This window comes from Microbispora sp. KK1-11 (genome assembly GCF_006874435.1).
GTDB lineage: Bacteria > Actinomycetota > Actinomycetes > Streptosporangiales > Streptosporangiaceae > Microbispora > Microbispora catharanthi.
Genome location: NZ_VIRJ01000034.1, coordinates 21,222 through 41,844 on the forward strand (window position 1 = coordinate 21,222; position 20,623 = coordinate 41,844).

The 20,623-nt window shown below is 67.1% G+C and carries 27 protein-coding genes and 1 tRNA gene; 20 read left to right on the forward strand and 8 right to left on the reverse strand.

Annotation, left to right across the window (positions count from 1 at the left end; translation table 11 throughout):
* Positions 1-215 precede the first annotated feature (215 nt).
* Entirely contained in the window at positions 216-827 is a 612-nt protein-coding gene (locus tag FLW16_RS35245; RefSeq protein WP_142564865.1) for a TetR/AcrR family transcriptional regulator, read from the reverse strand.
* A 144-nt stretch (positions 828-971) separates the two neighbouring features.
* On the opposite strand from FLW16_RS35245, the gene FLW16_RS35250 reads away from it, so the two are divergent.
* Positions 972-1,706 carry an SDR family NAD(P)-dependent oxidoreductase gene (locus FLW16_RS35250; RefSeq protein WP_142564867.1) on the forward strand — a complete coding sequence of 245 codons (735 nt, stop codon included), beginning with the start codon at positions 972-974 and terminating at the stop codon, positions 1,704-1,706.
* A 32-nt stretch (positions 1,707-1,738) separates the two neighbouring features.
* Entirely contained in the window at positions 1,739-2,362 is a 624-nt protein-coding gene (locus FLW16_RS35255; protein ID WP_142564869.1) for an NADPH-dependent F420 reductase, read from the forward strand.
* Between the two features lie 195 nt (positions 2,363-2,557).
* Here FLW16_RS35255 and FLW16_RS35260 read toward each other — a convergent pair whose 3' ends face one another.
* The gene (locus tag FLW16_RS35260) at positions 2,558-3,022 is read right to left on the reverse strand and encodes a hypothetical protein (protein ID WP_142564871.1); all 465 of its coding nucleotides are present in this window, start codon (positions 3,020-3,022) and stop codon (positions 2,558-2,560) included.
* A gap of 464 nt (positions 3,023-3,486) precedes the next feature.
* On the opposite strand from FLW16_RS35260, the gene FLW16_RS35265 reads away from it, so the two are divergent.
* Positions 3,487-4,077: a DUF6461 domain-containing protein gene (locus FLW16_RS35265; protein WP_142564872.1), complete on the forward strand. Its 591-nt coding sequence runs from the start codon at positions 3,487-3,489 to the stop codon at positions 4,075-4,077.
* 676 nt (positions 4,078-4,753) lie between these two features.
* Here FLW16_RS35265 and FLW16_RS35270 read toward each other — a convergent pair.
* Complete coding sequence (locus FLW16_RS35270) at positions 4,754-5,074, reverse strand: STAS domain-containing protein (protein WP_142564874.1); 321 nt, start codon at positions 5,072-5,074, stop codon at positions 4,754-4,756.
* 310 nt (positions 5,075-5,384) lie between these two features.
* On the opposite strand from FLW16_RS35270, the gene FLW16_RS35275 reads away from it, so the two are divergent.
* On the forward strand, positions 5,385-5,756 hold the full coding sequence (locus FLW16_RS35275) for a tyrosine-type recombinase/integrase (RefSeq protein WP_221891438.1): 372 nt from the start codon (positions 5,385-5,387) through the stop codon (positions 5,754-5,756).
* Positions 5,757-6,135: 379 nt separating this feature from the next.
* Here the strand turns inward: FLW16_RS35275 and FLW16_RS35280 are convergent, their stop codons facing one another.
* Together FLW16_RS35280 and FLW16_RS35285 are read right to left on the reverse strand one after the other, a co-directional pair.
* Positions 6,136-6,876 (reverse strand): carbonic anhydrase, encoded by a 741-nt coding sequence (locus FLW16_RS35280; protein WP_142564878.1) that lies wholly within the window; start codon positions 6,874-6,876, stop codon positions 6,136-6,138.
* A 417-nt stretch (positions 6,877-7,293) separates the two neighbouring features.
* On the reverse strand, positions 7,294-7,539 hold the full coding sequence (locus tag FLW16_RS35285) for a hypothetical protein (RefSeq protein ID WP_221891439.1): 246 nt from the start codon (positions 7,537-7,539) through the stop codon (positions 7,294-7,296).
* A gap of 600 nt (positions 7,540-8,139) precedes the next feature.
* On the opposite strand from FLW16_RS35285, the gene FLW16_RS35290 reads away from it, so the two are divergent.
* Both FLW16_RS35290 and FLW16_RS35295 read left to right on the forward strand, forming a co-directional pair.
* Entirely contained in the window at positions 8,140-8,364 is a 225-nt protein-coding gene (locus FLW16_RS35290) for a hypothetical protein (RefSeq protein ID WP_142564879.1), read from the forward strand.
* Positions 8,361-8,762 carry a hypothetical protein gene (locus tag FLW16_RS35295; RefSeq protein WP_142564881.1) on the forward strand — a complete coding sequence of 134 codons (402 nt, stop codon included), beginning with the start codon at positions 8,361-8,363 and terminating at the stop codon, positions 8,760-8,762. The genes FLW16_RS35290 and FLW16_RS35295 overlap by 4 nt, the downstream gene beginning before the upstream one ends.
* Here the strand turns inward: FLW16_RS35295 and FLW16_RS35300 are convergent.
* Positions 8,751-8,824 (reverse strand) — tRNA-Gly (locus FLW16_RS35300). The genes FLW16_RS35295 and FLW16_RS35300 overlap by 12 nt on opposite strands.
* A gap of 119 nt (positions 8,825-8,943) precedes the next feature.
* Between FLW16_RS35300 and dcd the strand changes: the two genes are divergently transcribed.
* From dcd to FLW16_RS35315, 3 genes are all read left to right on the forward strand, one after another.
* Entirely contained in the window at positions 8,944-9,519 is a 576-nt protein-coding gene (gene dcd, locus FLW16_RS35305) for a dCTP deaminase (RefSeq protein ID WP_142564883.1), read from the forward strand.
* Positions 9,520-9,675: 156 nt separating this feature from the next.
* On the forward strand, positions 9,676-10,293 hold the full coding sequence (locus FLW16_RS35310; RefSeq protein ID WP_030510423.1) for a DUF47 domain-containing protein: 618 nt from the start codon (positions 9,676-9,678) through the stop codon (positions 10,291-10,293).
* A complete protein-coding gene (locus tag FLW16_RS35315) occupies positions 10,294-11,292 on the forward strand; it encodes an inorganic phosphate transporter (protein WP_142564885.1) in 999 nt (332 codons plus the stop codon).
* A 55-nt stretch (positions 11,293-11,347) separates the two neighbouring features.
* On the opposite strand, the gene mshD is transcribed toward FLW16_RS35315, so the two are convergent.
* Positions 11,348-12,238 (reverse strand): mycothiol synthase, encoded by an 891-nt coding sequence (gene mshD, locus FLW16_RS35320; RefSeq protein WP_142564887.1) that lies wholly within the window; start codon positions 12,236-12,238, stop codon positions 11,348-11,350.
* Positions 12,239-12,368: 130 nt separating this feature from the next.
* Between mshD and FLW16_RS35325 the strand changes: the two genes are divergently transcribed.
* On the forward strand, positions 12,369-14,159 hold the full coding sequence (locus FLW16_RS35325) for a bifunctional UDP-sugar hydrolase/5'-nucleotidase (RefSeq protein WP_142564889.1): 1,791 nt from the start codon (positions 12,369-12,371) through the stop codon (positions 14,157-14,159).
* A gap of 41 nt (positions 14,160-14,200) precedes the next feature.
* Here FLW16_RS35325 and FLW16_RS35330 read toward each other — a convergent pair whose 3' ends face one another.
* Positions 14,201-14,908, reverse strand: a complete 708-nt coding sequence (locus FLW16_RS35330; RefSeq protein WP_142564892.1) for a response regulator transcription factor — start codon at positions 14,906-14,908, stop codon at positions 14,201-14,203.
* A gap of 247 nt (positions 14,909-15,155) precedes the next feature.
* On the opposite strand from FLW16_RS35330, the gene FLW16_RS35335 reads away from it, so the two are divergent.
* From FLW16_RS35335 to FLW16_RS35380, 10 genes are all read left to right on the forward strand, one after another.
* On the forward strand, positions 15,156-15,404 hold the full coding sequence (locus FLW16_RS35335) for a MoaD/ThiS family protein (protein ID WP_139580713.1): 249 nt from the start codon (positions 15,156-15,158) through the stop codon (positions 15,402-15,404).
* A gap of 40 nt (positions 15,405-15,444) precedes the next feature.
* A complete protein-coding gene (locus FLW16_RS35340) occupies positions 15,445-16,125 on the forward strand; it encodes a DUF2993 domain-containing protein (protein ID WP_142564893.1) in 681 nt (226 codons plus the stop codon).
* A gap of 61 nt (positions 16,126-16,186) precedes the next feature.
* Positions 16,187-16,699 carry a sigma-70 family RNA polymerase sigma factor gene (locus FLW16_RS35345; protein ID WP_256862628.1) on the forward strand — a complete coding sequence of 171 codons (513 nt, stop codon included), beginning with the start codon at positions 16,187-16,189 and terminating at the stop codon, positions 16,697-16,699.
* Positions 16,696-17,619 carry an anti-sigma factor gene (locus tag FLW16_RS45610; RefSeq protein ID WP_142564896.1) on the forward strand — a complete coding sequence of 308 codons (924 nt, stop codon included), beginning with the start codon at positions 16,696-16,698 and terminating at the stop codon, positions 17,617-17,619. The genes FLW16_RS35345 and FLW16_RS45610 overlap by 4 nt, the downstream gene beginning before the upstream one ends.
* A gap of 138 nt (positions 17,620-17,757) precedes the next feature.
* On the forward strand, positions 17,758-18,123 hold the full coding sequence (locus FLW16_RS35355; RefSeq protein WP_260615943.1) for a thioredoxin family protein: 366 nt from the start codon (positions 17,758-17,760) through the stop codon (positions 18,121-18,123).
* A gap of 173 nt (positions 18,124-18,296) precedes the next feature.
* Complete coding sequence (locus FLW16_RS35360) at positions 18,297-18,707, forward strand: DUF4395 domain-containing protein (protein ID WP_142564898.1); 411 nt, start codon at positions 18,297-18,299, stop codon at positions 18,705-18,707.
* Positions 18,704-19,543 carry a sulfurtransferase gene (locus FLW16_RS35365; RefSeq protein ID WP_142564900.1) on the forward strand — a complete coding sequence of 280 codons (840 nt, stop codon included), beginning with the start codon at positions 18,704-18,706 and terminating at the stop codon, positions 19,541-19,543. Before FLW16_RS35360 ends, FLW16_RS35365 begins: the two co-directional genes overlap by 4 nt.
* Positions 19,543-19,842, forward strand: coding sequence for a DUF1416 domain-containing protein (locus tag FLW16_RS35370; RefSeq protein WP_142564902.1), 300 nt, complete (start codon positions 19,543-19,545; stop codon positions 19,840-19,842). Before FLW16_RS35365 ends, FLW16_RS35370 begins: the two co-directional genes overlap by 1 nt.
* 114 nt (positions 19,843-19,956) lie before the next feature.
* Positions 19,957-20,184: an AbrB/MazE/SpoVT family DNA-binding domain-containing protein gene (locus FLW16_RS35375; protein ID WP_142564904.1), complete on the forward strand. Its 228-nt coding sequence runs from the start codon at positions 19,957-19,959 to the stop codon at positions 20,182-20,184.
* A complete protein-coding gene (locus tag FLW16_RS35380) occupies positions 20,174-20,608 on the forward strand; it encodes a type II toxin-antitoxin system VapC family toxin (protein WP_221891440.1) in 435 nt (144 codons plus the stop codon). The genes FLW16_RS35375 and FLW16_RS35380 overlap by 11 nt, the downstream gene beginning before the upstream one ends.
* Positions 20,609-20,623: the final 15 nt, after the last annotated feature.

The window sequence follows — 20,623 nt, forward strand, 5'->3', positions numbered from 1 at the left end:
CGGATCTGATTGGATTCGCGCCGCCTCGAACCCCCGGATTGCCCGGGTTCATTGGACGCGCCCGACGCCTGTCGTCAAATGATCGTTTGCCGACACTCGCATAGCCAATCACATGGCACTCCGTTCGGTGCTCGTTGACGACCCCGGGACAGATGCCGGGCGGCTGGTGTCGCGTACCAGCGGGTGCACGTCCAGCCCGGCCGCGAAGTGCCACGTTAATTTGACACTTCCTCCCGTCGCCGGTCATCGCCGGCTGTGGCGGGGATGGCGGTGTCGATGAGGACGGCGGCGATGGCGGCGGCGGTGGGGAAGGCGTCGGCGTTGAGGACCCGGGTGCGGGCCGCGGCGCCGTCGATGAGCAGCGCGAGCTGCTCGCCGAGCTGTTCAGGGTCGGCGGCGCCGGCTTCGCGGGCGGTGTCGGCGAGCCGCGCGGCGACGGCTTTCTTGTAGTCGCGTGCGTACTGGGATGCGGGGTGCTCGGGGTCGTGGAGTTCGACGGCGGCGCCGATGTAGGGGCACAGGGGGGTGGTGGGGGGGACGTCGAAGGCGGCGAGGAGCCGTTCGCGGGGCGTGAGGTCGGTGCGGTCGAACACGCCGGACAGAACGGAGGGGTCGAACTGGCGCAGGTACTCGGCGACGAGTTCGTCCTTGCCGGTGAAGTGCTGGTAGGCCGTGCGCTTGGACACCTGGGCCGCCGCGCAAAGCTGGTCCATGCCGGTGCGGTTGATGCCCTGCTCGCGGAACAGCTGTTGGGATGCGCTGAGGATGCGCTCGCGGGCGCCCCGGCCCCGGCGGCGGCCCTTGGGGCCCTTCTCCAACTCCGTCATGGGTCCATGGTACGCCGGCTGGGTAACGACCGGTGTACATAGTTTGCGTCCCGGTCGCCCACCCCATACCGTAAGCACACAGATCGGTGTACATAACATCGTTACCCCTGGTGCGCACGGCACCACCGACCCAAGGAAGCGACTATGGGAAAGCTTGACGGCAAGGTCGCGGTCATCACCGGCGGCACCACCGGCATGGCGCTGGCCGGCGCGAAGCTGTTCGTCGATGAGGGAGCGCACGTCTTCATCACCGGCCGCCGTCAGGAGGCCCTGGACGAGGCCGTGAAGCAGATCGGCCGCAATGTCACCGGCGTCCAGGGCGACGCCGCCGACCTGGACGACCTGGACCGCCTGTACGACACTGTCAAGCGGGAGAAGGGAAGCCTCGACGTGCTGTGGGCCAGCGCCGGCGGCGGCGAGCCCGCCCCGCTCGGCGAGATCACCGAGGCCCAGTTCGACACCTGGTTCGGGCTCAACGCCCGCGGCACCCTTTTCACCGTCCAGAAGGCCCTCCCGCTCTTCAACGACGGCGGCTCCATCCTCATGACCGGCTCCAACGCCTCCCTCGGCGCCTTCCCCGGCTGGAGCGTCTACGCCGGCAGCAAGGCCGTCCAGCAGGCCTGGGCCCGCGTCTGGCTCAACGAGCTCAAGGACCGCCGCATCCGCGTCAACGTCCTGACCCCCGGCCAGGTCGCCACTGCCAAGCAGGAAGAACTCTTTGACGAGGCCACCAAGCGCCAGTTCGAGTCCCTCATCCCTCGCGGCCAGATGGGCCGCCCTGACGAAATCGCCACCGTCGCTCTCTTCCTCGCCTCCGACGACTCCAGCTACGTCAACGGCATGGAACTCGTCGTCGACGGCGGCACCACCGCCATCTGAACCGAACAACGGACAACCGGGGCAGGACATTCATGAGCAACATCAGCATTATTGGCACCGGGAATATGGCCCGCACCATCGGCGCGCGGGCGATAGCGGGCGGCAACACCGTCGAGGTCATGGGCCGCGATCAGTCCAAGGCCGCTGACCTGGCCAAGGCTCTCGGCGGCGGCGCCACGACGGGAGAATGGGGCACCGCTCCGGCCGGGGACATCGTCATCGTGGCCCTGTTGTACGACGGTGTCGTGCCGGTCGTCGCCCAGTACGGGGACGCTCTCGCGGGCAAGGTCATCGTCGACATCAGCAATCCCTTCAATTCCACGTTCGACGGGCTAGCCCACCGCGAGGAGACCTCGATCGCGCAGGAAGTCGCCAAGGCGGCCCCGGCCAGCGCCAGCGTGGTGAAGGCGTTCAACACCATCTTCCGTCATGTCCTGGAGAAGGGCCGGCCCGACGTCTTCATCGCTGGCGATAATGCGCAGGCCAAGGCAAGCGTGGAGGCGTTCATCGAGAGCCTCGGGCTGCGCCCGCTGGACGTCGGCGACCTGAAGATGGCGCACTGGCTGGAAGGAGCGGGCGTGGTCACGGTGGGCCTCGCCAACCACGGGGTGGGGCACTTGGACTTCGCCCTCAGCATCACCGAACTTCCCGTCTGAGCAAACGGTTGACGGATCAACGCCTCGTCCAGGCCAGGCGCGTCCGGTCGCGCAGCGGGCGTAGGGCGCCGGCGGCCAGGCGCAGACCTGGGCTGCGGGCCGGTCATGAGTGACCGTAGTTGCCCCCTCGTCACCCTGCCTAATGGCCCGCTAACGGCCCGGCGGCGATCACGCGCCTACCCCTGTTCCGAACAGCTAGGGAAGTTGCTCGCGGAGAGCAAGCCACTGATCCAGCGCTCTTGCTGTCAGCGTCGTCGACAGGTAGCGACGGATGGTCTGGGCCGGTGCCAATAGGTTCTTGCACTGACGGAGGGTCAAGATGTCCGGGTGGGGCCGCTGCTGCCAGTTGGTGGCCCATTCTGCGGCGTCCTCCAGCTGAATGGGGAGGGCTGCGAGGATGTCCATGGCGAGGGCATCGGGGTTCAGGAGGGGTGAACGCGTGGGGCCGAGGTTCTTGATCAAACATGCGCGTAGGTGGAAGCGGCTCACGTTGGCGGTGATTGCGTCCAGCCCTGCGGCCTCGGCTCTGGCAAGCGCGTACATGGCCGTCTCCGCCCACATTCGCTGTCCTTCGCCTTGCTCGGGCTGACGGGCGTAGAAGCTGTTCAACTCCCAAACCGCGAGCCAGTAGTCGATGGATCCAGAGGGGTGGTCGACCACAAGGTCACTTTCTCATGCGCGGCGCGCAAGCCTTCGCCTTCCTGATCACCCGTGTGCCGTCGACCCGCCGGAAGGGGTAGCGGATTCGGCAGCCTTGGTCCGCACGGCTTGTCCCGGGACGATGGCGGGCGGGGTGATCAGGTCCCCTACCTCAGCCAGTTACGGCCGGCCACGATGGGCAGGACTTTGGTGATCACCCCGGAGCCGGAGTGCCCCCGCCGGAGGCGAGGTCTCGAGCCAATCGATCTGATCGGTGGCCGGAAGCGCCAGATGGGAAAACGAGGATGCAGGTCAGTGCTGGTGGAGTGGCCGTGAGTTCCCATGAGTGACCGGTTCCCCGCCTGTTCTGGCACGCGATCATGGACATGATCTTTTCCTTATCGGCCCTGCCGCCGATCGACGATTGGTCAGGAGGGACTGATTCCTCGGCAGGTTGTGTCGGTCGGCTCTGCCATGATCGCTGCGTGATCACGCACTTCGGCGACTACGCCTGGTTCGCCGCCTCCGGCCTCGCGGAGGCTTACAGCTTCATCTTCGTCCGAGGGCTCACGCCCGAGCAGCTCGTAGCCCGGATGGGTGGCCGAGTAGAAGACTTCTCCTGGATGACGCTCGATGAGTCGATCGACGCCGGCGCTCGCTACGACTACAAGACCGAGTTCGTCGCGGTGACAGCCGTCGGTGACTGGGCGTTCGTCGCGCAGTACAACAGCTGGCTCGGCTCCGACGACGAATTCATCGTGCCGCTGTCGGCGGGCACCCGCCTGGTCTCCCTCTACCGCCTCGACATCAAGGGCCTGGAGGAGTTTCGTTGGGTGGAGGACGGGGAGATCCGGTTCGCCTTCTGGGCCCAGGAAGGCTTCTCCGAGGTTCCCGAGGAACTCGTGGAGACCATGGAGCGGCTCGATCGCGACTGCGGGGAGCACAAGTGGGAGCTCTACCGGGGGCCGGGGCTCGTCCTGATCGAGCGCCTCACTGGGATCAAGCTCACCCCCCAGATCCTGGAGCAGTCCGCGTACCTATCCGGAGTCATCTCCAAGCCGCCGACCACCACGTGAGCGTTCCTGTTGGGACGGTACGTCTTCTGTGCTTTTGCCGTCCATGGCTCGTCCGGATGCCACTCGCCGGATGCGGTCGGCGGTAGTGGTGCCATCTTTGGTGAGATACGCCAGGGTACGAGACGCATCGCCTGCCGCGAACAAGCGAGATCCGGATAGATCGGTCACGTAACGGGCGCGGACGATCGAACAGGTGCCAGAAATGATCAAGGACCGAGTCTGGATCTCTGTCCTGACCTGGGCCTTCGTACGTGGAGCGGGTGACGGGAATCGAACCCGCGCTGTCAGCTTGGGAATAGGCTACTGATCTTGCCGTGCTGAGCTGGGAAAACATGGGTGCAGGTCAGAGTTGGCCGAGTGACCGTGAGTCCCCCGGTTTACTGCTGATCGCCGTCCGTTCTGGCACGCATCCGGCACGTGATCATGGCTCTGACCTCTTATCAGGACTGTCCACACCGAGATCATGAGATCGCGCCCTCCTCCTGACCAGTGCTGGGTGGTTGTGGATGTGTGCGGTCCTGTGCTCAGGAGTCAGGTACGGTCCGCTGCTCAAACCTGCGGTGTGAGGACTCGAGCGGGGAGCGGCCGCGGGGCCGGATCGACAAGAACCGGCTCGACGAATCGCGATGCTGGTCTGGGCCGACGGCTGCACCATCTACTACGGGGAGGCCTGGTGTCATCTCGCAGAGGCGGTAGGGAAAACCTGCGCGGCTCCGGTGATTTCGAGAAGGCGCTGCAGGATGCCGTGAACGTTGATGAGTTCCAGAGTTCCGCCCATGGCGGTGACAGTCCGCTTGGCTCTGATCAATGCCCAGAGCCCAGACGAATCGCAGAATGTCAGGTTGGCGACGTCCACCAGGATTTGCTGTCGGCCTCCGTACAGGGCGGCGTCGACCGCGTCGGTCAGGCGGATCGTTGAGAGAATGTCGAGCTCGCCGTGGAGGGTGAGGATCGTGCGGGCGGCTTCGTGTGTGATGGCGACTGACAGAGCAGTCATTGCAGCATCCGATCTCGATGCGAGAGAAGTCGTCCAGGCGCCTGAGTCAGGCGGGGACAAGTCACCGGTACGGCCACGTTACCCCTCAGTTGATACCGCAACCTCACATGGAGGGTCAGTGACCACCCGATCTACGGCAACCCGCCGCAGCCCGAGCAGCGCTATTCCGACACGGCGTCGCTCATGAACCCGACGCCTCGCCCCGAGCACCCGTTGAGCTATAAGTCGCCTCGGTTGGTCCTAGGACGGCTCGGTCACGATCGGGCCTCCCAAGTCGGAGGCCGGCAAGCGCATCGTCAGCGTCCCGGCCGTGCTGCTCCCCGATCTCCGGGCGCACCTGGAGACGTACGCCGAAGCGGGGGATGAGGGCTTCATCTTCGTCGGGCCGAAGGGCGCCCAGCTCCGGAGGGCGAACTTCACCCGGACATGGAGCAAGGCACTCAAGGACGCGAAGCTCAGCGGCTTCCACTTCCATGATCTCCGTCACACCGGGAACATGTTCGCCTCGCAGCCCGGCGCGACTTTGCGGGAGCTGATGAACCGCATGGGACACTCGACCACGCGGGCCGCGCTGACCTATCAGCACACCGCGATGGAGCGGGACCGGGCCATCGCCGACGCGCTCGGGAAGCTCGCCGAGGAGGCGCTGAGCAAGCAAGATCCAGACGGATCGGGCACGTAACGGGCACGGAAGATCGAAATGACCCCGAAAACAATCAAGGCCCCGGTCGGGAATCTGTCCCTGACCTGTGCCTTCGTGGGTGGAGCGGGTGACGGGAATCGAACCCGCGCTGTCAGCTTGGGAATAGGCTACTGATCTTGCCCCCTTGAGCTGGGAAAACGAGGATGCAGGTCAGCGCTGGTCGAGCGGCCGTGAGTCCCCGAGATTCACCGCTGATCGCCGTCCGTTCTGGCACGCATCTGGCACACGATCACGTGCTGACGTGTCGCAGTGCTCCTCGGTGGTGGATCTCCGCGACATCCGAGATCGGGCAGCGATTGAGTGATCCGACGGGCAGGTGCGTGCACTTTCGCCAGGGCGAGGTTCTATTCCCGCCGGGTCAGACGAGGCGGGTGACTGTGCCGGTGTCGATCGAGTAGTACACGCCGATGACTTTGAGCTTGCCCTTGGCGATGCGAGGAGCGAAGAGATTGTCCTTCTTGAGCTGGTTCACCACGTCGACGGTGTTGATGCGGATCATTTTGTCGACGTCGCCGCCCGAACGCGTGTAGGCCGAACGCAGGGCGGAAGCGATCGTGCTCAACTCGCCAGGCAGCTTCTTGTGCTCGTGCAGCGATTCTGCGGCGGCCGTGACGGCCCCGCAGCGCTGATGGCCGAGCACGACGACGAGCGGGGTGCCGACTTCGGCTGGGCCGTACTCGGCGGCACCTGTCACCAGTGGGTCAATGGTCTGCGCGGCGGTCCGTACCACGAACAGGTCGCCCAGCCCGGTGTCGAAGACTAACTCGGGGGAGACCCGCGAGTCGATGCACGAGAATACGACCGCGAACGGGTTCTGCTTCTGCGCCACCTCCCTGCGGCGATCGGCGTCCTGGTGCGGGTGGGTGGCGGTGCCGTTCACCCAGCGGCGGTTGCCCTCGCGCAGGGTCGCCCACGCTTGGTCCGGGGTGGCGGCACGCTGGTCCGGCGCGGTTCTGTTCGACGGCTGAGCGGTGCGGGCGAATACGGCGGTGCCCGCGGATGCCGCACCGGTCAGGATGCCTCCGGCGAGGATGCCGGCGCGCAGGAGGGCCCGCCGGTTGATCACGTGAATATCCGGATCCGGCTGTTGTGCTCCCATGAAGGGATGCCTCCTTCCCCACCCTCGATGCAGACTTATGTACCTGCTTGCTACCTGTGTCCAGTTTGGCAGGGAGGATTGAGGACCTGCTCGACGGGGGCGAGGCGCAGCCGATCCACGAGTGTCGCAGTGGCGCTGGCGGAACAGCACCGGAACAGCGGCACCTGATCCACCCATAGGCCTAAGCCAGGGATGTGGAGGTGGACGAGCCTGCCTGTAGACCGGGTTCTTCTTACGCTGGTTCTCTGACCTGCGGCGGACCTCCGAGACCGCGTTTGAGCAGGAATTTTATGTTCCAGCAGTTGCCAGGCGGACAAGGTGATTCACCGATGCGATCAATAAGCAACTCCAGGCGCGGGACGTCGCCGAGGCGGAAGAACTGCCCGCAGGCTGATCATGGATCTAGTGGTGGTTGCGTCAGCTCCGGCGGCGTTTCCTATTGATCACTGAGTGGTGGGCCAGCCAGATCGTGGTTTCCTTGGCGATGTGGCTGAGATCGGTCTCGACAGTCACACGATGCTCGCGGTGGAGAGTGTCACGGTATTCAACCTCGTAACGTCCGTCCTCCAGGAGAGCTACAGAGGCGAACCAGGTCGAATCCTCTTCGTCGGGCTCGATGATGACGTAGGTGTTATCCGGATGGGTGAGATCCTCGATCATCATGTAGATGGCGTCTTCGGAGGATCTTCTTTGACGTCACCGCCCTCGGACTTCGCAATGTAGTAGATGGGTTCGCGCTCCATGGCTGTCCTTCCGCTGGGATCGGTTCCGTGGCCCGACCACAGCATCCAAGATCCAAGCCTGGAACAAGACCTAATGGCACGCGAAGATCAAAGAGTCGTAGAAATGATCAAGGCCCGGGTCTGGATTCGTGTCCTGACCTGGGCCTTCGTGGGTGGAGCGGGTGACGGGAATCGAACCCGCGCTGTCAGCTTGGGAATTGCATGGATCACGGCTTGTAGGGTGCCTGACCTGGGCGTAGGGCCGGTCATGAGTGACCGTGGTTGACCCTTCGTCACCCTGTCTAGTTGCACGCTAATTGCACGGTGATCGCGTCGGGATGTGGAGGTGGGACGCTTCTTGGATGGATCCCTCGGAGTTTGCCGCTGTGAAGCAGCAGGTGATGGACGAGTCGTTCCCCAGCTCTGGGGCTGACCTCGACGGCATGGCAATGGACTTCGATGCTTACCTCTGGCACTCGCCATTGATCAGGGAGGTATCAGTTCGCCGTACCGGCGATACGAACAACCTGATCGCGGCTACGTGCTGGCCTGTGCCGGGGTCTTCGACCGTGGAGATTGGGCAGAGCTCGAACGGATCTGGTTGCAGGATCTCAGCTACCGGCACTTCGAGGCTCACATGATCACTGCGGACGAGCGGGCAGTCCGCCTTGATGCGGTGACGCAGATCGCTCCGGACGATTTCTACGTCACGGCCGCCATCGTCGCAGAGACCGCGCGGCCGACAACGGGAGGAGCAACAAGGTGATCACTTTCGACGGGACCTTCTACCGCGTTACGGATCCTGAGTTCGAGATGGTCATTCCAGCCTGGGAGGGGTACGAGCCGGACACTGCTGACCAGGCAGACGCAACAATCACCTTCCGCGACGGCTCGCGCCGGTATGCGACCTTCATGACCCTGGACGCGATCCAGCACATCATGGACAAGGATGCGCGTACTGGTGAGTGCCTCGATGGCCGGTACTTCTGGTGCTCAGACTTGATCGTCATCAGGGGCGTCGGGTTCGAAGGCATGGCGGCCGCGATCCGAGACCTGGTCTCCTCGGGAGGCATCGAAGGAGCATGTGGCCTGCTCGACCCGATTGGTGATGACGAAGCGAAATCAACGTCTCGGGAGAGCCCGGGGCGAGAGTGGAGCGGGTGACGGGAATCGAACCCGCGCTGTCAGCTTGGGAAGCTGATGTTCTGCCATTGAACTACACCCGCGTGACCGGCTGTGGAGCCCGTCGCTGCCCCTACTGTAGCGGATCCGGGGCGTGCTCCTGCAGTCCCGACGCGAAGATCCCCGATACCTCCCGGTCAGGGGGCCCACTAGCCTTGCACCCGTGCTGCTTTCCGATCGTGACCTCCGTGCCGAGATCGAGTCGGGCAGGGTGAAGCTCGACCCGTACGACCCGGCGATGATCCAGCCGTCCAGCATCGACGTGCGGTTGGACCGCTTCTTCCGGGTGTTCGAAAACCACCGCTACCCGCACATCGACCCCGCCATGGAGCAGCCGGACCTCACCCGGCAGGTGGAGCCGGACGGCGACGAGCCGTTCATCCTGCACCCGGGGGAGTTCGTGCTGGCCAGCACGTACGAGGTGATCAGTCTGCCCGACGACATCGCCTCGCGGCTGGAGGGCAAGTCGAGCCTGGGCCGGCTGGGTCTGCTGACGCACTCGACGGCGGGCTTCATCGACCCCGGCTTCGAGGGGCATGTCACGCTCGAACTGTCCAACGTCGCCACGCTGCCGATCAAGCTGTGGCCGGGCATGAAGATCGGTCAGCTCTGCATGTTCCGGCTCAGCTCGCCCGCACAGTTCCCGTACGGCTCGGACCGGTACGGCTCGCGCTACCAGGGGCAGCGGGGCCCGACCCCGAGCAGGTCGTTCCTGAACTTCCACCGCACCAAGATCTGAAGCGGCTCAGGCAACAAGTGTGTTACGGGAGACGTTCTGGGCAGCGGGAAGGGGAAGAGTAGGTTACAAGCGGGCTTGCATGGCCTGAACTTCGCATTTCCACTGGTAACCCGTACTCTTCTCTGCGGACCGTCCCCGCACATCTGGAGAAACGACGTGCGCCTGCGTCTCACGCCCCGTGAGGACAGCTACTACGACTTGTTCGCCGACTCGGCGAACAACCTCGTCACCGCATCGCGTCTGCTGGTCGAGATCATCAGCGACGGTTCGGACCGGGAGGGTCTGGCCGAGAAGATGCGCGCCTGCGAACACGCGGGCGACGAGCGCACTCACGCGATCATGAACCGCCTCAATGAGAGCTTCATCACGCCCTTCGACCGCGAGGACATCTACCGCCTCGCGTCGAATCTCGACGACGTGATGGACTACATGGAGGCCGCGGCCGACCTGATTGTCCTCTACCAGATCGACCACCTGCCCAAGGAGGTCGTACGCCAGGTAGAGGTTCTCGAACGGGCCGCCGAGCTGACGGCGGACGCGATGCCGCGTCTGCGTTCGATGCAGCACCTCAACGAGTACTGGATCGAGATCAACCGACTTGAGAACCAGGCCGACCAGGTCTACCGCAGGCTGCTGGCGAAGCTGTTCAGCGGCGAGTACGACGCCCTGACGGTCATGAAGATGCGAGAGGTGATCGAGCAACTCGAGCTCGCCGCCGATGCCTTCGAGCACGTCGCGAACACGATCGAGACGATCGCGGTCAAGGAAAGCTAAGTGGAGCTCGCGCTTGTCATCGGCGTGATCGTCATCGCGCTGGTGTTCGACTACACGAACGGTTTCCACGACGCGGCGAACGCCATCGCCACCTCCGTCTCCACCCGCGCGCTGACGCCGCGGATCGCCCTCCTCCTCGCCGCGGTGATGAACTTCATCGGTGCCCACCTCGGCACCGCGGTGGCCCACACCGTGGGCAAGGGGATCATCGACGCTCCCGACGGCACCCACGGGCTGCTCATCGTGGGCGGCGCCCTCATCGGTGCGATCGTCTGGAACCTCATCACCTGGTATTTCGGCCTGCCGTCGTCGAGCAGTCACGCCCTGATCGGCGGGCTGTGCGGCTCCGCCATCGCCGCCAGCGCGACCGTGCACTGGTCGGGGGTGGTGGAGAAGGTCGTCATCCCCATGATCTTGTCGCCTGTCATCGGGTTCATCCTGGGCGGCATCATCATGACCATTCTTCTCTGGATCTTCCGCAAGTCCAACCCGCACCGCACCAGCCGGGGGTTCCGGTACGTGCAGCCCGTGTCGGCGGCCGCCATCGCGCTCGGCCACGGGCTGCAGGACGCGCAGAAGACGATGGGCGTGATCTTCCTGGCGCTCGTCGTCGGCGGATACGCCTCCCCGAACGGCGGCATTCCCGAGTGGGTCATCACGGCCTCGGCCACGGCGATCTCTCTCGGCACGTACTCCGGCGGCTGGCGCATCATGCGGACGATGGGCAGGCGGATCATCCACCTGGACCCGCCACGCGGTTTCGCGGCCGAGACGGCGGCGTCGTCGGTCCTCTACGCCGCCGCCATCGGGTTCGGCGCCCCGATCTCGACCACGCACACCATGACCTCCGCGATCATGGGCGTGGGCGCCACGCGGCGGCTGTCGGCCGTGCGGTGGGGCATCGCCGGCAACATCGTGACCGCGTGGGTCCTGACGATCCCCGCCGCGGCCGTCGTCGCCGCGATCGGCTACTTCATCCTCAACCTCGTCCTCGGATAGAGGACGCCTCCATACGAGACGGGCCGGCCCCCGAAGGGGACCGGCCCGTCGGCGTTCAGCGCCGATACATCACATCGGTGCTCCACCGCGTGAACCCGAGCGACTCGTACAACCGGACCGCCGCGGTGTTCTCCTCGTCCACGTAGAGCATGACCTGGGCGAGGCCGAGCGCGCGCAGGTGCGCGAGCCCGGCGAGCGTCAGCGCCCGGCCGAGGCCCGTGCCGCGCTCGCCGGGCGCGACCCCCACCACGTAGACCTCCCCGATCGGCTCGTCGCCGCCGTGCACCTTGGTCCAGTGGAAGCCCGCCAGCGCGTCTCCCCGTACGGCGAGGAAGAAGCCGGCGGGGTCGAACCACGACTCCCGCTCCCGCAGTTCGAGGTCGGCCGGCGTCCAGGAGCCCTGCTCGGGGTGGGTGGCGAAGGCCAGGGCGTTGAGCGCCAGCCACGCCTTCTCGTCGCGTCCCGGCTCGAACGTGCGCAGCCGTACGCCCTCGGGAAGGGCGACGGCGGGCAGGGGTTCGGACAGCGGGCGGCGCATCTGCCACAGGGAGCGCACCCGGGCCAGGCCGACGCTCGCGGCGAGACGGGCGGCGCCGGGCAGGTCGCCGTGCGCCCACAGGCGCAGCCTGCCCCCGCTCGCCTCCAGCGCGTCGCCCAGCAGTCGCCGGCCCAGACCACGCCCGCGGAAGGCGGGATGCACCACGAGCTCGCCGCTCGGCCCCTCCTCCGGGTCCGCCGGATCCAGGTGGGCGAAGCCCGCGACCTTTCCGTCCTCATACAGCAGTACGGCCCTCGCGCCGTGATCGCCGCCGTGCCGCACCTGGAGCATCACATGCTCGTTGAGCGGAGCGACACCGTCGGCCTCGGCGGCCGCCTCAACCAGGGCGAGCACCGCCGCCACCTGCTCGTCATCGAGCCGTTCCGTGATCTCCACGCGTACGTCCATGTCTGGCACGATAGGTGAAGGCCCGGCGATTCCCCTACCGGGCTTTGGCAATAGACGCCATGGGTTCCCTCCCTGAATCGTTATCTTTGCGCCATTTCCCGCTTAGATCCCCGCTCTACTGTCGGGGGTCATGACCCGAGCATCCCTGACGCGACTGGCCGTCGCCGGTGCCACCGTGGTGGGCGTCGCCGCCCTCACGATGGGCACGGCCGCCGCATCTCCCGCTCCCCAATCCGGCAAGCACGACCAGAAGCCCGGTCCCTCCGTTCCCGTCCGGTTGTTGACCATCAACGACCTCCACGGCAACCTGGAGCCCCCGACCGGGTCCAGCTCCCGGATCCTCGACCCGAACGGCCCGCTCACCGACGACGCCAAGGGCACCCAGACCGGCCTTCCCGGCGGCAAGTACTCGATCGCGGGCGGCGCGTCCTACCTGGCCGCCCACCTCAAGCAGTTGCGCGACGCCAACACCCTCCTGGTGGCCGCGGGCGACCTCATTGGGGCCTCGCCGCTGCTGTCCGCCGCCTACCACGACGAGCCGACCGTCGCCCTGCTCGACAAGCTCGGCCTGGTCACCTCCTCGGCCGGCAACCACGAGTTCGACGAGGGCATCGACGAGCTCAACCGCATCATGAACGGCGGCTGCCACCCGGTCGACGGCTGCTCCCCGGCCGGTCAGTGGACGGGCACGAGCTTCGACTACCTCGGGGCGAACGTGCTCAAGGAGGGCAACGGCGACTACGCCCTGCCGCCCTTCTACGTCAAGAAGATCAACGGCGTGAAGATCGGCTTCATCGGCCTGGTGACGCAGACCACCCCGAACATCGTCACCGCCGCCGGCATCAAGGGCCTCCAGTTCACCGAGGAGGTGGCGGCGGCCAACAAGGTGTCGAAGTACCTCGCCAAGCACGGGGTCAAGGCGCAGGTCGTGCTGGTCCACGAGGGCGACAACATCACCCCGAACCAGGACCCCAGCTCGTGCCCGGTCGTCCCCGGCAACGGCTCGCGGATCGCCACCGGCCTCGACCCGCAGATCGACCTGGTCATCAGCGGCCACAGCCACCAGGCGTACGTCTGCAAGGTGAAGGACCCGGCCGGTCAGGACCGCGTCTACACCCAGGGCTCGTCGTTCGGCCGCGCGATCACCCAGATCGACTTCCGCGTCGACCGTAGGACGAAGGACGTCATCCGCTCCAGCGTCGTCGCCAAGAACAACGTGGTGACCCGCACCGTCACTCCGGACGCCGACACCGAGGCGTACATCAAGACCTGGCAGGAGCGGGTCTCGACCGTCGCCAACAAGCCGATCGGCAAGATCACGGCCAACATCGGGCGTGGCAACAACGTCGGCGAGACCCCGCTCGGCGACCTGATCGCCGACGCGCAGCTCGAGGCGACCAAGGACGGCGGCAACGCGGAGATCGCGCTGATGAACCCGGGCGGCGTCCGCACCGACCTGACCTACGCCCAGAGCGGCTCCGAGGGCGACGGCGTCGTGACGTACGGCGAGGCCTTCCAGGTGCAGCCGTTCAACAACCTCATGCAGGTCGTCACGCTCACCGGGGCCCAGCTCAAGGCGCTGCTCGAGCAGCAGATCTGGACGGTCGACCCGGCGACGGGCGGGATCACCCAGCGGATCCTGCAGCCGTCCTCGTCGCTGACCTACACCTTCGACACGACGAAGCCGGTGGGCTCGCGGGTCTCCGACATCAAGATCAACGGCACTGCGGTGACCGACACCCAGCAGATCCGGGTGGCCGCCAACAACTTCCTCGTCGGCGGCGGCGACGGCTTCAGCGTCTTCACCCAGGGCACGAACCTGTGGAGCGGCCCGCTGGACATCGACGCGTTCGTCGCCTACATGGGCGCGCACTCGCCGATCGCCCCGCCGGCCACCGGACGGATCAACCTCATCCGATGATCGACTAAACAGTGATGGCCCGCCCCTTCAGGGGTGGGCCATCAGCGTCTGGCGGGTTCGGCCTCGTTCTGTTCGCCGCGATCGGGGACGAAGCGGTAGCCCACGTTGCGGACCGTTCCGATGAGCGCCTCGTACTCGGCGCCAAGCTTGGCCCGCAGGCGCCGTACGTGCACGTCCACGGTGCGCGTGCCGCCGAAGTAGTCGTAGCCCCAGACCTCCTGCAGCAGCTGGGCGCGGGTGAAGACCCGGCCCGGGTGCTGGGCGAGGTACTTCAGCAGCTCGAACTCCTTGAAGGTGAGGTCCAGCGCGCGCCCGCGCAGCCGGGCCGTGTACGTCGCCTCGTCGATCGACAGGTCGCCGCTGCGGATCTCGTCGGGGACCTCGTCGGCGGCGGCCAGCGACAGCCGCCCGACCGCCATCCGCAGCCGGGCCTCGACCTCGGCCGGCCCCGCGGTGTCGAGGATCACGTCGTCCACACCCCACTCCGCCGTCATCGCCGCGAGGCCGCCCTCGGTCACGATCGCCATCAACGGGCAGGTGACGCCGGTCGTGCGCAGCAGCCGGCACAGGCTCTTGGCCTGCACGAGCTCACGGCGCGCGTCCACCAGGATGGCGTCCGCCGGGGGCGTGTCGATCAGCGCGGAGGCCTCCGCGGGCGCGACCCGCACCGAGTGCAGCAGCAGTCCGAGTGCCGGAAGTGTCTCCGCCGACGGCTCCAGAGCGTTGGTCAGCAGGAGCAGATTGCTCACATGAGCCTCCTCGCACCATGTCGGCTCGGCGCCGTTTGCAGCACTGGAAACCGCGACAGCCGTACAAACACGTAAGGACCCGGGGGCCACATCGCCCGAGTCCATTAATTCGTAGGGTAGCCCACACGAAGTTTGCGTCCAATGTGCGTCACCCGTGTGAACAACACGTCACGTGGTTTAGCACCGTAACGTGACGGTGACGGAGAGCTTCCGTGAGGTGACGTGAGAGTGAGGGGAGCGGCGCGTCATGGCCAGGGGAACCATCCGCTACTGGGCGGCGGCCAAGGAGGCCGCCGGCGTGCCGGAGGAGCCGTTCGACGCCGAGACGCTGGGAGACCTGCTCGCGGGGATCTCGCGGAATCCGGCCGTCGAGCGCGTGCTGCGCCGGTGCTCCTTCCTCGTCGACGGCGCACCCGCGGGTACGCGCGATCCGGCGACGATCGACCTTCCCGAAGGGGCCGTGGTCGAGGTTTTACCCCCCTTCGCCGGGGGATGAGCGACTACTCTGATCACAAAGGCGCCTTCGGAGGGGTCGGATGCGCAAGTTGGTCGTGGCCGTGGCCCTGCTGGCCATCGTCCTCGTCGTGCTCGACCGGGTCGCCGTGGTCGGGGTGCAGCGTGAGATCGCCCGCCAGATCGAGGCCAAGTACGACCTGGCGGAGGCCCCCTCTGTGCAGGTCAAGGGCATACCGTTCCTCACCCAGGCCATCTCGGGCCGATACGAGGAGATCAGCATCGGCATCGGGAAGGTGGAGCGGGAGGGCGTGCAGCTCGAACGCATCGACGCCACGCTGTACGGCGTCACCGCCCCGCTGTCCGACCTGATCCAGAACGCCGCGGCCACCGAGATCAGGGCCGACCGCGTGACGGGGACCGTGGTCATCTCCCGGCAGACCCTGTCGGCCCACGCGCCGCGCGGCATCAAGGTCGAGGGCGCCGGCGACGACAAACTCCGCGTCTCGGGCAACGTGCCCGTGCTCGGGAACCAGGTGCCGGTCACCGCCGACATGAAGATCCAGGTGGTCCAGGGCGGGATACGGCTCACGCCCGCGAACGTGAAGATCGCCGGTGCCATCCCCGTGCCGAACCCGGAGCGGCTCATCTCGTTCAACGTGCCGGTGAAGAACCTGCCGCTCAACCTCAGGATCACCCGGGTGAAGTCGACGAGCGAAGGGCTCGCGGTGCAGGGCACCGCGTCCGATGTCCCCCTCCGATGAGGGCTCGCGTGACGATCGTCACACCGCCGAACCGTCGCGCCCCGGCGTACGTGATGAAGGTGTGAGTCCAGCCGGAACCGCCGACGAGGAGCTCATACGCGCACTTTGGGAGGATCACGGAGGGCCGCTGTACGGTTACGTGCTGCGGTTGACCGGTGATCCGGGCAGGGCGGAGGACGTGGTGCAGGAGACGCTGCTTCGGGCCTGGCGGCATCCCTCCGGGCTCCAGGGACGCCCGGTTCGCGCGTGGCTGTTCACCGTCGCCCGCAATCTCGTCGTCGACCAGCACCGGGCCCGTAAGTCCAGGCCGCAGGAGACGGGGGACGAGGCGCTCGCCGTGCTGCCCGCCGACGACGAGCTGGAACGGGCCGTCGAGTCGTGGGGAGTGGCGGAGGCGCTGGCCTCCCTCAGGGCGGAGCACCGCGAGGTGCTCCTGGAGACGTACTACCGGGGGAGATCGGTGAAGGAGGCGTCGGAGATCCTCGGCATCCCGCCGGGAACGGTGAAGTCGCGGACCTACTACGCCCTCCGGGCGCTGAAGCTCGCCCTGGAGGAACGGGGGCTGGCACCATGACCTGCGAGGAGGTGCGGATCTCGCTCGGCGCGTACGTGCTGGGGGCGCTCGACGCCGAGGAGACCGCCGAGGTCGAGGCCCACCTGGAGACCTGCGCGGCCTGCCGGGCGGAGCTGGCCGAGCTGTCCGGGCTGCCGCCGCTGCTGGCCCGCGTGTCGGCCGAGGACATCGAGCGCGCCGCCGCGCCGCCGCGCGCCGTGCTCGACGGTGTCTTCGCGGATGCCTTCGCGGCTGTTTCTGCAAGTGCGCCCGCGGTCGTGACGCCCGTCCGGCGCGGACGCCGGTCCCGTGTGCTGCTGGCGCTCGCCGCGTCCGTCGTCGTCGCGGCCGTGGGAGGCACGGCGTGGGTGTCGGTGGCGCAGAAGGGCTCGGAGGGTACGGCAGTGGGGTCGGTCGCCGCGGCCCCCGACCAGGCGAGCCGCGCGGCCCAAGGTCAGGCGGCCCCGGACCAGGCAGCGCAGGATCAGGCGGCGCAGGATCAGCCGGGCCAGGCCGACAAGTCGGCGGAGGCACTCGTGGAGCCCTTCGTCGCCCCGGCGTCGCCCGCGCCGTCCAAGGGGGCGGTGGCGAGGAAGGTCCAGCCGCCGCCCGCCGAAGCGACCGTCACGGCGTCGCCCGTGCCGTCCGAGGCGCGCGGGAGCAGCGGTGACGTCCGCATCGTCGTACGGCTGGTGCCGCACGACGGCGGGACACAGGTCGTCGCCAGGGTCGCCGGAGTCCCGGCGGGCACGGTCTGCACGTTGCGCGCGGTCGCCGAGGACGGCACGGTCTCGACCCTCGGCAGCTGGACCGTGGGCAGAGGCGAGTACCGCGGTCAGAAGATGGTCCTCGAAGGCTCGACGGCGCTGCGGCCCGGCCAGATCGACAGGATCGAGCTCGCCGACTCGGGCGGCCGCGTCCTGGTGACCGCCACGCCGTGACCTCGTCGTGATCCGGCGCGGGAATCAGCCGCACCGGGCGTACGGTTGCAGACGGTGATGGCAGGGATCGCGACTCTCGTGGCCACGCTCGTCCTGGGCGTGGTCCTCGGGCTGGTCCTGAGACGGCGCGACGGAAGGATGCGGCTCGTGGAACACGCCCCGGTGACGAGCGGTGATCTCGGCGCCGACCTCGGCGAGCGCGCCACGCTGGTGCAGTTCTCGACCGCGTTCTGCCAGCCCTGCCGGGCGACCCGCCGGGTCCTGGGCGAGGTGGCCGGCATGGTGCCCGGGGTCCGGCACGTGGAGATCGACGCGGAGTCGCGTCTCGATCTGGTCAGGCGCTTCGACGTCCTGCGCACCCCGACCGTGCTCGTCCTCGACGGGGCGGGCAACGTGGTGAAGAGGGCGTCCGGCCAGCCGCGCAAGGCCGATGTCATCGCTGCGCTCGGCGCGGCCGTGGACGGCGCGTCTCACGGGCCGTCTCAGCCATCGGACAAGGTGTGACAGATGCCGAGACGGAAGGTACTGTCGTGGTCATGACTCCCACGACAGAGCTGCTCACGAAGCGGCGAGCGGTGGACTTCTGCCGCGTCGCGACCTCGCTCTGTCGCATGGCCTGAGGGTGATTCCTGCGGCTTCGTGCCGCGTTCCCAGAATCCTTCAGGAGCATCCCCACGATGCAAATCGACCCTCGTGGCCCGCGTTTCGGCGCGGCCGTGACCACTGCGGTCCTCGCGGTCGTACTGGTCACGCAGAATCCCTGGCTGCTCGCCGCGCAGGCGATCGTCTTCGCGCTCGGCGCCGCTGACGCGTCGCCGTACGGGCTGGTCTTCCGCCGGTTCGTGCGGCCGAGGCTGGGGCCGACGGCCGAGACGGAGGACGCGGCGCCGCCGCGGTTCGCCCAGGCCGTCGGGCTGGGGTTCGCGATGGTGGGACTGATCGGATTCGCGGCGGGGATCACCGCACTGGCCTTGGGTGCGACAGCAGCGGCACTGCTGGCCGCCTTCCTCAACGCAGCGTTCGGCTTCTGCCTGGGCTGCGAAACGTACCTGCTCATTCGCCGTCTACAACCTGGGAGAATCCAATGAGCCGCTCCGCCGTTCTGGTGGACGCCGACTGGGTCGAGGCCAACCTCGACACGCCGGGTGTCGTGCTCGTCGAGGTCGACGAGGACACCAGCGCCTACGACAAGGGTCACATCCGCGGTGCCGTGAAGATCGACTGGAGGACCGACCTGCAGGACCCGGTCCGCCGCGACTTCGTCGACAAGGCCGGCTTCGAGGCGCTGCTGTCGTCGCGCGGCATCGCCAACGACGACACCGTCGTCCTGTACGGCGGCAACAACAACTGGTTCGCCGCCTACGCCTACTGGTACTTCAAGGTCTACGGCCACGAGAACGTCAAGCTGCTCGACGGCGGGCGCAAGAAGTGGGAGCTGGAGTCCCGCGAGCTGGTCAAGGACGTCGTCGAGCGCCCGGCCACCCAGTACGCGGCCAAGGAGCCCAACAACGACATCCGCGCCTTCCGCGACGACGTCGTCGCCGCGATCGGCAAGCAGAACCTGGTCGACGTCCGCTCGCCCGACGAGTTCACCGGCAAGCTTCTCGCCCCGGCCCACCTGCCGCAGGAGCAGGCGCAGCGCGGCGGCCACGTGCCCACCGCCCGCAACATCCCGTGGTCGAAGGCGGCCAACGACGACGGCACCTTCCGCTCCGATGACGAGCTCCGCGAGCTCTACTCGGGCGCCGGCGTGGACCTCGCCAAGGACACCATCGCCTACTGCCGCATCGGCGAGCGCTCCGCGCACACCTGGTTCGTGCTGCACGAGCTGCTCGACCAGCCCAACGTCAAGAACTACGACGGTTCGTGGACCGAGTACGGCTCGCTCGTGGGCGTGCCGATCGAGCTGGGGGAGGCCCGCTGATGACCATCCAGGGTTGCGCTGCTCCTGAGCAGACCGTCGCGCTGCCGGCCGGCATCGACCTGTCCAACCAGGCCGTGATCCAGGGCGTCGTCACCGGCGCCGGCACGGCGTACGCCCGTCTGCTGGACCACAGCGGCGAGTTCACCGGCGAGGTCGTCGTCTCCGACGAGGGCATCTTCCGCTTCTTCGCCGCGCCCGGCCAGTGGACCGTCCGCATCATCGCCGGCGGCGGCGTCACCAAGGACGTCCCCGTCGAGGCCAAGCTCGGCGAGGTCGCCCAGCTCTCGGTCACCGTCTGATCCACCGCTTCACAAGAAGGCCGGTGCGTTCTCGCGAACGCGCCGGCCTTCTCGGTTTTCCTGTGGACCGTTAGTATTACGGGATACTTGTAATACGTAATGGGAACGGGCGCGATGCGGCTGAACAGCAAGGGACAGGTCACCATCCCCGCCGAGATCCGCGAGAAGTACGGCCTGCACCCCGGTGACGAGGTCGACGTGATCGAGGTGGGCGACACCCTGCAGATCGTGCGCCGGGAGAGCAGCAGCACCCGGGGCCGGCGTGCCGCGCAGCGACTCCGAGGCAGTGCGACGACGTCCATGACGACCGACGAGATCATGGGGCTGCTGCGTGACGAGTAACACCCTGCGCGTCGTCCGTGAGCAGGTCACTCTCGTCGACTCCTGCGTCCTGCTCGACGTCGCCACCGATGACCCCAAGTGGGCGGCATGGTCCGCGGACGCATTGGCCGGGGCTCTGGACGAAGGACGACTGGTCGTCAATCCGGTCGTGTATTCCGAGGTGTCAGTCGGCTACGCGAGCATCGAGAGCCTCGACGAGGCGTTGCCGCCCGAGGACTACGAGCGTGAGGACGTTCCCTTCGAGGCGGCCTTCCTGGCCGGGAAGGCATTTCTCGCCTATCGCAGACGTGGTGGTGAGAAGAGGTCGCCGCTGCCCGACTTCTTCATAGGCGCGCATGCTGCGGTGCGAAAATACCGGCTGCTCACTCGTGATACCGCCCGATATCGGACCTACTTCCCTACAGTCGAGCTCATCGCTCCGTAGGGAGGAGCGAGAGCC